10 protein-coding genes are annotated in these 14,644 nt (G+C 62.9%); 7 read left to right on the forward strand and 3 right to left on the reverse strand.

Annotated features, from left to right (window positions below):
• The first annotated feature begins 1 nt into the window (after position 1).
• From NKH19_RS00140 to mgrA, 5 genes are all read left to right on the forward strand, one after another.
• Positions 2-937, forward strand: a complete 936-nt coding sequence (locus tag NKH19_RS00140) for a carbohydrate ABC transporter permease (RefSeq protein WP_352870046.1) — start codon at positions 2-4, stop codon at positions 935-937.
• Positions 934-2,037 carry an ABC transporter ATP-binding protein gene (locus NKH19_RS00145; protein ID WP_352981542.1) on the forward strand — a complete coding sequence of 368 codons (1,104 nt, stop codon included), beginning with the start codon at positions 934-936 and terminating at the stop codon, positions 2,035-2,037. Before NKH19_RS00140 ends, NKH19_RS00145 begins: the two co-directional genes overlap by 4 nt.
• Positions 2,038-2,089: 52 nt before the next feature.
• On the forward strand, positions 2,090-2,836 hold the full coding sequence (locus NKH19_RS00150) for a sugar phosphate isomerase/epimerase family protein (protein ID WP_352869998.1): 747 nt from the start codon (positions 2,090-2,092) through the stop codon (positions 2,834-2,836).
• Positions 2,837-2,847: 11 nt separating this feature from the next.
• On the forward strand, positions 2,848-3,990 hold the full coding sequence (locus NKH19_RS00155; protein ID WP_352869996.1) for a Gfo/Idh/MocA family protein: 1,143 nt from the start codon (positions 2,848-2,850) through the stop codon (positions 3,988-3,990).
• Positions 3,991-4,103: 113 nt separating this feature from the next.
• The gene (mgrA, locus tag NKH19_RS00160; RefSeq protein ID WP_352869994.1) at positions 4,104-5,150 is read left to right on the forward strand and encodes an L-glyceraldehyde 3-phosphate reductase; all 1,047 of its coding nucleotides are present in this window, start codon (positions 4,104-4,106) and stop codon (positions 5,148-5,150) included.
• Between the two features lie 76 nt (positions 5,151-5,226).
• On the opposite strand, the gene NKH19_RS00165 is transcribed toward mgrA, so the two are convergent.
• Positions 5,227-6,324 (reverse strand): S1 family serine peptidase, encoded by a 1,098-nt coding sequence (locus NKH19_RS00165; RefSeq protein ID WP_352869992.1) that lies wholly within the window; start codon positions 6,322-6,324, stop codon positions 5,227-5,229.
• 347 nt (positions 6,325-6,671) lie between these two features.
• Between NKH19_RS00165 and NKH19_RS00170 the strand changes: the two genes are divergently transcribed.
• Positions 6,672-7,766 carry a trypsin-like serine peptidase gene (locus NKH19_RS00170; RefSeq protein ID WP_352869991.1) on the forward strand — a complete coding sequence of 365 codons (1,095 nt, stop codon included), beginning with the start codon at positions 6,672-6,674 and terminating at the stop codon, positions 7,764-7,766.
• A 168-nt stretch (positions 7,767-7,934) separates the two neighbouring features.
• A complete protein-coding gene (locus NKH19_RS00175; RefSeq protein ID WP_352869990.1) occupies positions 7,935-9,749 on the forward strand; it encodes an MORN repeat-containing protein in 1,815 nt (604 codons plus the stop codon).
• Here the strand turns inward: NKH19_RS00175 and amrB are convergent, their stop codons facing one another.
• Positions 9,750-11,462, reverse strand: a complete 1,713-nt coding sequence (amrB, locus tag NKH19_RS00180; RefSeq protein WP_352869988.1) for an AmmeMemoRadiSam system protein B — start codon at positions 11,460-11,462, stop codon at positions 9,750-9,752.
• Positions 11,463-11,617: 155 nt separating this feature from the next.
• Complete coding sequence (locus NKH19_RS00185) at positions 11,618-14,644, reverse strand: hypothetical protein (RefSeq protein WP_352981545.1); 3,027 nt, start codon at positions 14,642-14,644, stop codon at positions 11,618-11,620.

Consider the following 14,644-nt stretch of genomic DNA (forward strand, 5'->3'; position numbering starts at 1 on the left):
CATGGCAAACACCACCGCCGCTGAAACAAGCGTTGCCGCCGGCGCGCGCCAGGACACTATCGGCCCCTACGGCCCGAAGCCCCGCCGCATGATTTCGCGCCGTAACATCTTCCTCTACGGCACTTTGTTTGTCATGGCGGCCTACTACCTGTTGCCGCTCTATGTGATGGTCGTCACCTCGCTCAAGGGCATGCCGGAGATCCGGCTCGGCAACATCTTTTCGCCGCCACTCGAGATCACCTTCGAGCCCTGGGTCAAGGCGTGGGCGACCGCCTGCACCGGCCTCAACTGCGACGGGCTTTCGCGCGGCTTCTGGAATTCGGTGCGCATCACCGTGCCGTCGGTGCTGCTGTCGATCGCCATCGCCTCGGTGAACGGTTACGCGCTGGCCAACTGGCGCTTCAAGGGCGCTGACACGTTTTTCGTCATCCTGATCGTCGGCGCCTTCATTCCTTACCAGGTGATGATCTATCCGATCGTCATCATCCTGCGCGAGATCGGCCTTTATGGGAGTCTCAGCGGGCTGGTGATCGTCCATTCCATTTTCGGCATGCCGATCCTGACGCTGCTATTCCGCAATTATTTTGCCTCGATGCCGGAAGAGCTGTTCAGGGCGGCGCGCGTCGACGGCGCAGGCTTCTGGGGCATCTTCCTGCGGATCATGCTGCCGATGTCGCTGCCGATCTTCGTCGTGGCCATCATCCTGCAGGTGACCGGCATCTGGAACGACTTCCTGTTTGGCGTCGTCTACACCCGCCCCGATACCTATCCGATGACGGTGCAGCTCAACAACATCGTCAACTCGGTGCAAGGCGTGAAGGAGTACAATGTCAACATGGCCGCCACCATTCTTACCGGGCTTGTGCCTCTCGTCGTCTACTTCATTTCCGGCAAGCTTTTCGTGCGGGGCATCGCCGCCGGCGCGGTGAAGGGATGACGGCGATGACAGCCAACGGCACCAGCGTTTCTATCCAGGACCTGTCGCTCAATTTCGGTGTGGTGACCGTCTTGGAGACGCTCAATCTCGATGTTGCCGAGGGCGAGTTCATCGTGCTGCTCGGGCCGTCCGGCTGCGGCAAGTCGACCTTGCTCAACTGCATTGCCGGCCTGCTCGACGTTTCCGAAGGGCGCATCTTCATCAAGGGCAAGAACGTCACCTGGGAGGAGCCCAAGGACCGCGGCATCGGCATGGTCTTCCAGTCCTATGCGCTCTACCCGCAGATGACAGTGGAGAAGAACCTGTCCTTCGGCCTGCGTGTCGCCGGCACGCCGAAAGACGAGATCGCCAAGCGCATTGCACGGGCGGCCGAAATCCTGCAGATCGAGCCGCTGCTGCAGCGCAAGCCGGCGGCGCTCTCCGGCGGCCAGCGCCAGCGCGTGGCGATCGGACGGGCGCTGGTGCGCGATGTCGATGTTTTCCTGTTCGACGAGCCGCTGTCCAATCTCGATGCCAAGCTGCGCGCCGAGCTGCGCGTCGAGATCAAGCTGCTGCATCGCAAGTTGCAGAACACCATGATCTACGTCACCCACGACCAGATCGAGGCGATGACGCTGGCCGATCGTATCGCGGTGATGAAGGGCGGTGTCATCCAGCAGCTCGATGCGCCGCAGACCATCTACAACAGGCCGGTCAACCGCTTCGTCGCCGGCTTCCTCGGCTCGCCCGCGATGAATTTCATCGACGGCCGCCTTGAAAACGCTGACGGCGGTTGGCGGTTCGTGGCCGACTCACTCGAGATTCCACTTGGCACTTATGACTTTGCCGGTCCTCCAACCGTCGGCCCCGCCGTATTCGGTATCAGGCCCGAGCATGTCAGCCTGAACAGCGGCACGGGCTGGCCGTTCTCGACCGCCGCCAATGTCGAGGTGGTCGAACCGATGGGCTCCGACACGCTGGTCTGGCTGAAGCTTGCCCATCAGAATTTCAGCGTCCGGGTGACCTCGGAACGCACGCCTAACAACGATGAGGCGGTGACGGTCGGCTTCGATCCGATGCGCGCTTCGCTTTTCGACGCCGCAACCGGCAACCGCATCTAGCTCTCGACAACCATCCTTCTAGCGACAATCCCAAGCAAAACGGACAGAGACGATGAACTGGTCATTCCAACTTTACAGCGCCCGCAATTTCCAGCCCTGGGAAGGCGTGCTCGCCACGCTCGGCAAGCTCGGCTACACCCAAGTCGAAGGTTTTGGTGGCGTCTATGATGATCCCAAGGCCTTTCGCGCTGAGCTCGACAAGAACGGGCTCGCCATGCCGACGGGACATTTCTCGATCGACGCGCTCGAGAACGATTTCGACGGCGTGCGCAGAACCGCCGACGCACTCGGCATCACGCTGCTCATCTGTCCTTTCCTGATGCCCGACCAGCGGCCATCCGATGCGGCCGGCTGGCGCGGCTTCGGCGAGCGGCTGGCCAAGGTCGGCGACGCTGCGAAGAGGGCCGGCTACGGCTTTGCCTGGCACAACCATGATTTCGAGTTCAAGAAGCTCGCCGACGGCTCAGTGCCGCAGGATCACATCCTGTCCTCCGCGCCTGATATCGGCTGGGAGATTGACGTCGCCTGGGTGGTGCGCGGCGGCGATGATCCGCTGCCCTGGATCGAGAAGCACGGCAAGCGCATCAGCGCCGTCCATGTCAAGGACATGGCCAAGCCGGGCGAGGGGCTGGATGAGGATGGCTGGTCGGATGTCGGCCATGGCACCATCGACTGGGCCGGCCTGATAAAGGTGCTGCGCGCCAAGAGTGCTGCCCAATACTACGTCATGGAACAGGACAACCCCAACGACATCGAGCGCTTCGCCCGCCGCTCCATCGCAGCCGTCAAGACCTATTAGGAGCAATCAGCATGGCAAAGAAACTTGGGATCGGCGTCATCGGCTGCGGTAACATCTCGAAGGCATATTTTTCACTGGCGCCGCTGTTTCGCGGCATCGAGATGCGTGCATGCGCCGACATCAACATGGAGGCTGCCAAGGCGCGGGCGAAGGAGTTCAAGCTGCGCGCCGAGACCGTCGACGGGCTGCTGAAGGCCGACGACATCGACATCATCGTCAACCTGACCATTCCGGCGGTGCACTACGAGGTGTCGAAGCAGATTCTCGACGCCGGCAAGCACGTCTATTCGGAAAAGCCTTTCGTGCTGTCGGTCAAGGAAGGGCTCGACCTGAAGAAACGCGCCGAGGTGAAAGGCCTGCGCATCGGCTCGGCTCCCGACACGTTCCTGGGCGGTGCGCATCAGCTGGTCCGCGACCTGATCGATACCGGCAAGCTGGGCAAGATCACGAGCGGCACCTGCCACGTCATGGGCCATGGCATGGAGCACTGGCACCCCAATCCCGACTTTTTCTTCCAGCCAGGCGCGGGTCCGGTGCTCGACATCGGACCGTATTACATCACCAATCTGATCCAGCTGATCGGACCGGTAAAACAGGTTGCTGCCTTCGCGACGACGCCGGCCAAGGAACGCACGATCAGTTCAAAGCCGCGCGCTGGCGAAAAGATTCCGGTCAATACGCCGACGACCATCCACGGCCTGCTGGAGTTCGAGAACGGTGCCGTGGTGACGCTCAACACCAGCTGGGACGTCTGGGCCCACGGCCATGCGCCGATGGAGCTCTATGGTGAGGCGGGTACGGTGTTCGTGCCTGATCCGAATTTCTTCGGGGGCGACGTGCGCTTCACGGACTCGGCCAAGCCGGTCAAGAAGCTGCCGAAATGGCGGCATCCGTTCGGTGTTCCCAATGAAATGCATTCGCAAGGGATGATGGCCAATTACCGCACATCAGGCCTCGCCGACATGGCGGTGGCGATCGCGGAAGGCCGGCCGCATCGCTGCTCGATGGAACTGGCACTGCATGCCGTCGACGTCATGACCGGCCTGCTGCGTTCCGGCGAGACCGGCAAATTCGTCGCCATGCAGACGACATGCCAGCGGCCGGCGGCACTTGGCGTCAAGCAAGCCAAGGAGCTTCTGGCGAAGAAGAAATAGGCAGCATACCTCGACCCTCTCCCCGTTGCGACGGGGAGAGGGTAAGGGTGGGGGGCACAGCCGACTCGCCGCGATGCCGCGATGCCTGGCTCGCTTCCATTGAGGATTTCCCCATGCCCTACACGCCCGCCGAAAACCGCTATGAAAAAATGATCTACAATCGCTGTGGCCGTTCCGGCCTGAAGCTGCCGGCGATCTCGCTGGGGCTATGGCACAATTTCGGCAATGACACGCCGCACCGGACGAAGCAGGCGATCGCGCGCAAGGCCTTCGACCTCGGCATCACGCATTTCGACCTGGCTAACAATTACGGCCCGCCGCCCGGCTCGGCCGAGACCGCTTTCGGCGAGATACTGCGCACCGACTTCGCCGCTTACCGCGACGAGCTGATCATCTCGACCAAGGCCGGCTACGAGATGTGGGCCGGCCCTTACGGCGAATGGGGCGGGCGCAAATATGTGCTGGCCAGCCTCGACCAGAGCCTGAAGCGGATGGGGCTCGATTATGTCGACATCTTCTATTCGCATCGCTTCGACCCCGATACGCCGCTGGAAGAAACGATGGGCGCGCTCGACCATGCCGTGCGCTCGGGCAAGGCGCTCTATGCCGGTGTCTCGTCCTACAATTCGCAGCGCACGCGCGAGGCCGCCGATATCTTGAAGCAGCTTGGCACGCCTTGCGTCATCCACCAGCCGAGCTATTCGATGCTGAATCGCTGGGTGGAGGAAGACGGCCTGCTCGACACGCTCGAAGGGCTCGGCGTTGGCTCCATCGTGTTCTCGCCGCTGGCGCAAGGCATGCTGACCGACAAGTATCTCGGCGGCATCCCCGACGGCAGCCGCGCTTCCCAGGGCAAGTCGCTGAAGACTGCCTTCATCAACGACAAGACCATCGCCAATATCAAAGCGCTCGACGCCATCGCCGGCAAGCGCGGGCAGACGCTGGCGCAGATGGCGCTGGCCTGGGTGTTGCGCAAGGGCAAAGTGACATCGGCGCTGATCGGCGCCAGCCGGCCGGAGCAGGTTGAGGACTGTGTCGGCGCACTTAAGGTGCTCGACTTCAGCGATGCCGAACTCGCCGAGATCGATACCTATGCGCGCGAGTCCGACATCAATCTGTGGGCGGCTTCGGCCGAGCGCAAAGGTCCGCCGAGGAAATAGGCCCGCTCGATAAGCCGGCAAAACAAAAACGGCGGGAACTCCCGCCGTTTTTCATGTGAAGGCGAGGTAGCCGTTTTCAGGGCGTCTTCGGCTTCTGAGCCGTGCCCAGTCCCGCCTTAGGTTTTGCAGGCGCCGGAGCGGAAGTTTTCATCTTCGCCTCGATCCAGCCGGTGTAATTGGCCAGCCGGGTGTAGATGCCATAAGCGTCCTTGTGGCCGCAGGCCGCACTGCCGTCCGCCGGGCCTTCGCCCCAGCTGACGACGCCGACCTGGACCGGGCCGCCGGTGCCGGTCATGAACAGGGGGCCGCCGCTGTCGCCGTTGCAGGCATCGCGCACGCCGCTGGTGGTGCCGGCGCAGATCATGTTGCCGGTCAGCGGATCGGCCATGTCGGCGGCAATCGCATTGGCGGCCGCGTCGATGCCTTTTTCCGAATAGCGCATACGGCGGGACAAATCGCCAAGTGCTGCCTTCAGGTCATGCGCATAGATGGCCTTGATGCCGCTGTTGCAGGCAGTGTTCGGCTCCAGGTCGAGGTCGGCAACCATCAGCGTCGTCGGGAAGGTGCCATCCTGCATCTTGCCCCAACCGGTGACCGTCGTCTTGCCGGTATCGGGCGTTGAGTCATGGGTGACCTTGATGGTCGGCGCATCGGCCGGTTCGGCAAGCCGGAGCAGGCCGAGGTCGTTGTCGAGGGTCTGCTCGCTGTAGCCTTCGTTGACGATAACCTCCACCACCTTGTGGCGTTTACCCTCGCTGAGGTCGGTGGCGCCGGTCAGCACGGTGACGCTGCCGGGCGAAATCGGCCGGCCCTCGTCGTTGAGACAGTGTGCCGCCGTCAGCACCCATTGCGGTGCGATCAGGCTGCCGCCGCAGAATTGGGCATTGGCCTGCGAGGCCGGGTTCTCGTCCAGCCTGTCGGTGGTGAGCAGCGCCACCTGGAACGGATAGGCGCCCTTTTCGGCCTGGTTGCCGCCATAGACGCGGTCGGCGCCGTCGGGGTTCTCCGTGGCGGCCTTCGCTCTTGCATCGGTCACCCGCTTCATCGGCGAAACCGCCGCTTCGGGCTTGGCGGCAGCTTCGTCCGCATGGGTGGAGTTGGCGGCCGCAAGCGCGGCAGCGATGCCGAGCAACGACGCGGCGACGATCGGCTTGAACCGATGGATGATATGCACCTGAAATCCTCCTGAGAAACGTTCCCGAACGAGCCAGCCCCGGTGCGTGGTCAACGAAACAGTCCCGGCAAGCAGGCGTTGCTTCGCGGATCGCGTTCCCGCGCGGAACCCAATCAAAACCCTATAGCCCCCCACGGGCTACGTGAAAGCGATTTGTCATTCCAATGTTGTATTAATTTAGGCAATATATGTGTGCGGGTGTCTTTGGCGGGGCCTTCGATAGACCGTATGGGGTGATGAGCAGGTTCAGGCGCCGGTAACCAAACTCATTTTTCGGCTTCACCACGATCTCGACAATATTTCTATATCTTGATCCAGTCCTTGCTGACTTTTGGGAGAGTCTCACCATGATAAAACTGACAAACGCACTTATTGCGTCCGCATTGCTTTCCACTGCAATGTGGGCGGTCCCGGTTTTCGCCGCCGACCCTGGCTCCGCCAGTCCCGGCAATGGCGAAAGCATGCGGGACGTGACTGCAGGCGACTACAAGCCAGGGCGGGCAAAGCCAATCGCGCCGCCGAAGCTAACCGACGAAGACAGCCGCGCCGCGCCGCTTGCCGACGAGGCAACGGCTGTCAAATCCTACGGCATCGTCGGACGGTCCGCCGATGGCAAGGAAATCAAGATCGAGCCCAGCGAAGCGCTGCGGGACCTTATCATCAAGGAACTGAATGCTCCGGCCAATGGAAAAGACGGGGCTGAGCGGAAGACCGAGGATCCGGACCTCGGCGAAGGCGAAGCCGGCCGCCAGGTTTTCGGCGCCGACGATCGCGAGCAGGTCAAGAACACCAAGACCTATCCGTTCTCTGCAATAGGCTATCTCGAAGCCAAGTCGGCGAAGACGGGCAGCTTTGGCAGCTGTTCGGCAACGCTGATCGGTCCGCGCACGGTGCTCACCGCGGCGCACTGCCTCTACAGCCATGAGGACAAGGACTGGCTCTCCGACTATCTGTTCGTGCCGGGTCTCAATGGCAGCACCGCCGATGACGCACCGTTCGGCGCCTTCACCTTTGAAAGCGCCTATGTGCTGCAAGGCTTCATCGACAACTACCAGGGCTATTATGGTTCGGTCCTCCTGTGGGATCTCGGCATCGTCACGCTGAAGCAGGACGTCGGCACCAACCTCGGCTGGTTGGGCTACGCCAACTATGACGATCTCGGCGACTTCACCGCCAACCTCGTCGGCTATCCCGGTGACAAGCCGATGGGCACGATGTGGAAGGCAAACTGCGAAGTGCACGCCGAGAACATCGCCCCGGAATATTTCCAGTATGACTGCGATACGTTCCCGGGATCGAGCGGCAGCTCGGTCTATGCCTATGACAACAACTCCAAGCAGCGCATCATCACCGGCGTCAACGTGGCGGAAAGCCCCGACGCGAACACCGCCGTGCGCTTGAACGCTGCCAACGTCCAGTGGATCAACAGCCTGTATAAATAATCGCTGCGTATTCGCGGCGAAGACGAAGGCGGCGGGCAATCCCGCCGCCTTTTTCGTACCGATGCTTGCAGTGCTGCTTCTCTTGCACGAGGCCGACTCGCCGACTACGCTTGAACGGCCAAGGGGTTGGGCATCCAAAGGGGTTTTGGGATGGCGCGGGCAGGGGCAATGTTCGGGATCGCGGCCGCATCGATGCTGGCCGCGCTGATGTTTTCGCCGGCCTTCGCCGATACGGCCGCCGCACCCACTGATGGTGCCTGGGCGGAACGGGTGCAGATCCTCTACCGGGCAGACACCCGCTCGGTGCTGCGCAGGACGGTCCGGGTGTGGGACTTCCATCCGGAAAAGGGCCTCGACTTCGTGTGGGAGCCGGCGGCGGGCCAGGCGCCTGACCGGACGATTGGCGAAGACGGCACCATCAACGGCAAGGGCAGGCTGGCGTGGCGGGTGCGCGGCTCGGCAAGCTATGATCCCAAAACCATCTATTCCAGCTATTTCGGTGACATCAGGGAAGGCCGCCCCGACGGGCAAGGCCGGCTCGAGCTGCGTTCGGGCGAGGTTTTCGACGGGCATTGGCTTGCCGGAGAACTCAGCGGAAAGGGCATCCATGTCGACGCCGACGGCAACCGCTACGAGGGTCGGTTCGTTGCCGGCGTGCCGAATGGCGAGGGGCGGCTGCTGTCAAAGACCGGGGAGATTTTTGCCGGCTCATTCGTCGACGGGTTGAAGAACGGCAAGGGCCGCACGCGGCTGGCCGGCGGCACGGTCTACACGTCGCAATGGGCGATGGGCGAGGAGGTCGGCGGCTCGCGCCCCGACGTGCTGGCCGATGCCAGGGTCGGTGGGCTCATCAAGGCACAGACCGGCGGTGGTGACGCCGACAAGATCGAGATCGGCGTCGCGGTCGACCAGCGCATGACCCAGCAGTCCGACATGCAGTATCAGCATCTGGTGCGCGACGAAGACATCGCGATCTATCCGCAGTCCGATCAGTACAATGACAGCTGGAACGGCACCGGCCAGGTCGCCACCGGCAATGTCTATGAAGGCATGGACTGGGAGGACTCGCCGGCCTTTGCCGAAGTAGAGCTCAAGACGTCGGACCAGTCCAAGGTCAAGCTCGACAGCCTGGAGATGAAGGTCGCCGCCAGCGATGCCTATCGCAAGCCGATGCTGTCGATATCGGAGCATTTCGGCTGCGTCGGCTTCAGGCCGGATTTCTCGATCGTCAACAATGGCTGGGGCGACGCCAAGGACATGAAGATCTCGATCCAGTTCACCGCGGTCGATGATGAAGGCAATCCGACCGGTGATCCCAGCCGCAGGTTCACAAAGGACGTCGGCAGTTTCGGCGACGGCGTCGACGTGTCGGTCAAGAGCGTGCTCTCGGAAGCCGGCGTCGATACGGCCAGCCTGGAGACGGGGCGCTTTCCCTGTCCCTCGGTGGACGGTCTCAATGTCTGCCGCAGCCAGCTGACCAACAAGATCAAGTTCGGCGAGGTCGCCGATTATCTCGGCACCATGCAACAGGCGATGACGCTGAATGCGATCGGCAAGTTCGACTATTCCTGGTCGGATGACGAGGGTCATCTCTACCAGCAGAGCGAGCCGTTCCGCACCTCCATCACCATGGCGGTCCTGGAGACGCCGGAAGCGATGGCCGAATGCGGCGATGGCGGCGGCGGCACGCCGGAAGCGATGCGCTACCAGAACATCGAGTTCCCGATCGGCAAGCATGACTACACCATTGCCATGCCGGTGCGCGGCAACAAGAAGATCAGCGCCTACACGGCGCGGCTGAAGATGTGGTCGTCGATGTCGTCGATCCATAGTTTCAGCATCGCCGCGCACTTCGCCGACGGCAGCGTGCGCGAGAGCAAGCCGGTAACCTTCTTCTATTTCCGGCCGAAACAGTCGCTGTTCGAGACCAAGACCGAGCCGGCGGCATGCTATCTGCCGCGCGATATGGTCGGCTGCGGTTAGCTATTTGCGGCCCATCTCGAAATAGTTGGGCAGCGGGATGAGCCGGGTGAAGATCGTGCCCTGGGCGAAGACGCGCAGTTCCAGCAAAGAACCGGACGAGCGCTCGGCGCTCTGATCGAACAGGAAATTGCCGAGCGAATAGACCTCCGCCACATCGCCGCCGGCAAGCGGGACGATCGCCTCACTCGATACATGTGGGTGACCGCCGACGATGGCCGAGACACCGCGCAGGCGCATCTGGTCGGCAAGCATGTCTTCCCGCGCCGATGGTGCTGTCTTGTATTCGCGGCCCCAGTGGACGAAGGCGACCACTGGCCGCCCGGCATCCTCGTGCAGCAGCCGGTCGAGCAGGGCAGGGATGAGCAGGTCGGTGTTCTTCGAACCGTTGGTGTCGATGTCGGTCAGGCCGACAAGGTCGAGATCGGCAAGCGCCAGCGTCTCGCCCTGGCCGAAATGCGGGATGCCGGCGTCATCCAGGGCGCGCAGCGTCTCGGCGTAGCCTGACGGGCCGAGATCATAGGCGTGATTGTTGGCGAGGCCGACGCCGGCGACATGCAGCCTCTTCAGCATGTCGACCCCTAGATCCTCCGGCATCGCCAGCGTCATGTCGTCGATCGCTTCCGGCACGTTGGGCAGGATGACGCCTTCGAGGTTGATGATCAGCGGCCGCGATCCGGTCAGGGCCAGAACGCTGCCGACGATCCGGTCGGCAACGCCGTCACGAACAAGGATCTTCTTCATGGCGCGGCCGAAATTCACGTCGCCGGCGAGGTAATAGATCCTGTCCTTTGGCCGTGCCGGGTTGTTGAAGCCGGGGCCGAAGGCGCCGAACAGCGCAACGACATAGCTGGTGGTCCGCTCGACATAGTCCGACGTGTGTTCCTGCGAGTTTTCGTTGGCGACGACCAGCGGTTGGGCGCCGAACAGCTCGCGCTGCAGCCTCGTCTGAATATAGAGCGCGCCGACGGAATCGGCATGATCGGGCTGGTGAAGTGCTGCTATGCCGTCGAGCGACCCGGCGGCCAGCATGTTCAGCGACTGCTGGTCGAATCGTAGCGCGTCGTGCTGCGGCAGATAGTGCGAGAAGTCGGTGGATTCGACGATCAGCGTGTCCTGGTCGACGATCGGCTTCAGCGCCTCGGCCAGCCGGTCCCAGTCGCCGCGGCGTGCCTTCACCGACATTGCCACGGGCACGATTCTCGCCTCCGGGAAATAGTGATGCAGGAACGGCAGCATGGCGCGCACGCCATGCTCCTTGTCGAACAGGCACGACTCCTCGACCATATCGCCGTTCGTCTCGAGACGGCGTACGGCATCGGTGTCGGCCGCGATCGGGCCAAGCACGGTGTCGAAGCCGCGCAGCGTGGTGGCGTAGAGCTTGTGCGTCTTGTGAAAATGGTCCGGCGACAGGATGATGATCCGTTTGTAGCGGAAACCGGACGCCGCCCGGAACCCCAGCGCCACCAGGTCGGCCGCCAGCAGATGATGTGGCACGGTGATGCCGGTCAGCCGCTGGTTGGATGGTGGGACATCGGCAACGTTGGCGATGGCATCCTTGAACAAAGTGGCGTCGTCGTAGAAGGGCGGGAAGTTGTCGGTGCCGGGCGGGCAGACTATGGGGGCGGCGAAGGTGGGGAGGGGCAGGAGAGTGATGGCGAAGATCAGCAGGATGCTGGTCTGCGCCCAGGCACCCCCCTCTGTCCTACCGGACATCTCCCCCGCAAGGGGGGAGATTGGCAGCTTCTGCCTCGCGAGTTTTCTTGCAGCCCTGCAGATGAGCGTAAGCAGCCATGACAGCCGATCTCCCCCCTTGCGGGGGAGATGTCCGGCAGGACAGAGGGGGGTGCCTGGGCGCGAACCTCGCTTCCTCATGGCTCGGCGAGCACGATGTTTTCCACGCCGCCGACATAGTAGAACGGCTTCTGCTTCGACGACGTCAGCCGCACCACTTCGCGCGAAATATAGTCGGCAAGGCCGAACAGTGTCACGCCGCCGTCCGACGTCCTGGCTTTGCCGCGCAGGCCTTCGAGGATCGAATAGGTGAAGACGCCGTGGCCGAGTTCGGGCAGTTCGGCGGCGGTGTTGTTGGCGGCGGTGGCCGAGAACACGACGATGCGCGCGTCCTGCGCGTCCTTTTCCAGGCGCGGGTTGAAGGCATTGGCGGCATGGCAGGTGTCGAGCAGCATGAAGCGCATGCCCTTGGCACGCTCGACCGATTTCTGGATGTCCGACCAGTCGACAAGCGAAGAGCGTTTCCAGCGTTCGGCACCCTGTTTGCGGCCGTCGGTCGGGATGAAATAATAGTCCTCGTCGATATTGATGCCGTGGCCCGCGACGAAGATGATGGTGGTGTCGCGCTCGACCGGCCTGTCGAGGAAATCGGCGAGCTGGTCGTCGATCGTGTCGGAGTCGGGCTCCAAGATTGTGTCGGCGCTGGCGACGGCGTAGGTTTGCTTGGCCTTGTCGGGGCTCTCGTCGAGCGCTTCGCGGTTGACCAGCACCAGCGTCTCCATCGACGAGAACAGCGGTGCCGATTTCTGCGAGATCACCTTAAGGAACTCGGTGGCGTCATCGACGGGGTAGCGAAGGTCGCAGGCGCGGCCCGAACAGGCGTCGGTCAGGAACGGATATTTGTCGACGCCAATGACCGCGACATAGAGCTTGCCCTTGGCCTCGGCCTTCTCGGTCTTTCTCGCCAGCGCCGTCACGCTGCGCTCGGTCAGATAACCATATTCGTTGGTGCCGGTGACGCGGATGGTGTTCTCGCCATTCTCGACCGGTATCTCCACTATGGTGCTGTCGCCGTCCACCGAGTGGGCCGTGACATCGCCGACATTGCGGCTGTTCGACAGGATCGAAAAGCCGGCGACATCCGTTCCGGCTTCCTTGGCGCCTGATATCTCGACGGCGACATAACCGTCGCGGACCTTGCTCTGGTCTTCGGCGACGCGGATGCCGAACTCCGGCGGCTTGCGCTGCAAAAGCTTCTGCAACTCGTTGTCGACGCCGGGCCGCATCTCCTCGACCGCCTGTTTGGCGCTGCGCAGGATGATTGCCCGGCGAACCATTTCCGGGCTCCAGAGATATTTCTTCAACTGGCCGGCGCGGATAAAGCGACCTTCATGGTCGCGGCCCTCGTTGACCTGCCAGCCGATCAGCTTGTCGCCGTCGTCGGAGGAATAATAGTAGCCCTGCGGCATCCAGACGATCCATTGCGAGCCGGCAAAGAACATCGACACGATCAGCTCGTGCGTCTTCAGGTTCCACAGTTTCAGCGTCTGGTCGGCACTGCCGGTGACCAGCAGGCCGGCCTCCTCCGAGGCGACCATGGCGTTGATCTCCCCGGCATGACCGGTGAATTCGCCCGACACTTTCGCGGTCGCGGTTCTGTATTCGATCAGCGTGCCATCATTGCCGCCGGTGATCAGGCCAAGGCCCTTGTCGATCAGTGTGTAGGCTGAATGGACAAAACCGTTGGTGGCATCGTTCTCGATGCCGCCTACCATTTTGCCGCCATTGGCGATCTCCAGCACGGCATTTTCCTGTGCGTCCTTGCCTCCAGGCGCGGCGTGCAGCGACCACTGGCCATCGGCCAGCGCGGCACGGGCGAACGAGCTCGGCTCGATCAGCGGTTGCGGGCCCTCGAAGAAACGCCCGGCGGTGGGCAGGTCCAAACTATTATCCAACACGCCTTGTTCTTCAGGGCAGGAGACGCGCTCGGGGCAAGGATTCGCGTTGCCCCAGGCGATGACCTCGTTCGCCGCATCGATACCGACGGCGGTCACGGGTTCGCCCGCGCCCTGCAGCAGCGCCTTGCGTTCGCCGGTCGCGGGGTCCCAGACCTCGATGGCGTTGCGCGTGCCGCCGGCGGTCGCCACCAGCGCGCCACCGGCACTGGCAGTGCTGGCATGGACCGTGCCATCATGGCCGGTGTAGTCGAGCGTCTTTTCGCCGGTGTCGGTGTTCCAGACGATGGAGCGGTGCATGTCGGCGCAGCGGTAGCCGCAGGAGGCGATGAGCCGCGCATCCTTGGCAAAGGTCAGCGAGCCGATGAGGAAGTCCTGCGTCGGCATGGCGCGTGCCAGTGTGCCGTCGGCCGCGCGCCAGAGCTGCACCTGCCCGTCCTTGCTGCCGGTGGCAAACAGGCTGCCGTCCTGCGACACGGCCAGTGCGATGACACTGATGTCCCGCAGCGGCTCGGCTTCGTCAGGCAAGGCGATCTCCTCCCCCTTCACGACGTCCCACAGCCGGATACCGTTGTCGGTGGTCGTCGCGGCCAGACGGGTGCCACCGGCGGCGAAGGCGAGCTTGTCGATGTGCCAGGAATCGGCGTCGAGCTTCTTGTCTAGTGTCCAGCCGATCGCGGATTTGTCGTCCAGCCGCCAGAGATAGACGACGCCGTCGGCGCCACCGGCAGCCAGTGTCTTGCCATCGGGAGAGAAGGCCAGATCGTAGGTCGCGTAATCGGCGGCCTTGAGCACAGCCCTGATCTTGCCGGTGGCAAAGTCGAACAGCCTGATGTCGCCATAGGGCGGCTTGTCGCCAAGACTGGCGCCGAAATAGCCGCCGGCGGCGATCGTCTTGCCGTCGGGCGAGATCGAGACCGCGAAGATCTTGCCGTCGCTGCCATTGCCGAGATAGCCGCGGATGGTGCGCAGCGTCGCCCCGCTCTGCCAGTCCCAGATGCGGATGGTCTTGTCGTTCGATGCCGAGACGATGTCTTCGCCATCGGGTGTGAAGGCGAGATCGGTGACCTGTGCACTATGGCCGCCAGTGTCCAGGTCGAGGTGGAAATCCAGTGCGTCCTCAGCACGGGCAACCGAAGTCCCGATCAATGCTCCGCCCAGAGCCAGCCAGCGGCAGGCGCGCATGATACGGAGACTGGATTTTCCCAT

Origin of the sequence: Mesorhizobium sp. M1338 (assembly GCF_040318045.1) — a bacterium.
GTDB lineage: Bacteria > Pseudomonadota > Alphaproteobacteria > Rhizobiales > Rhizobiaceae > Mesorhizobium.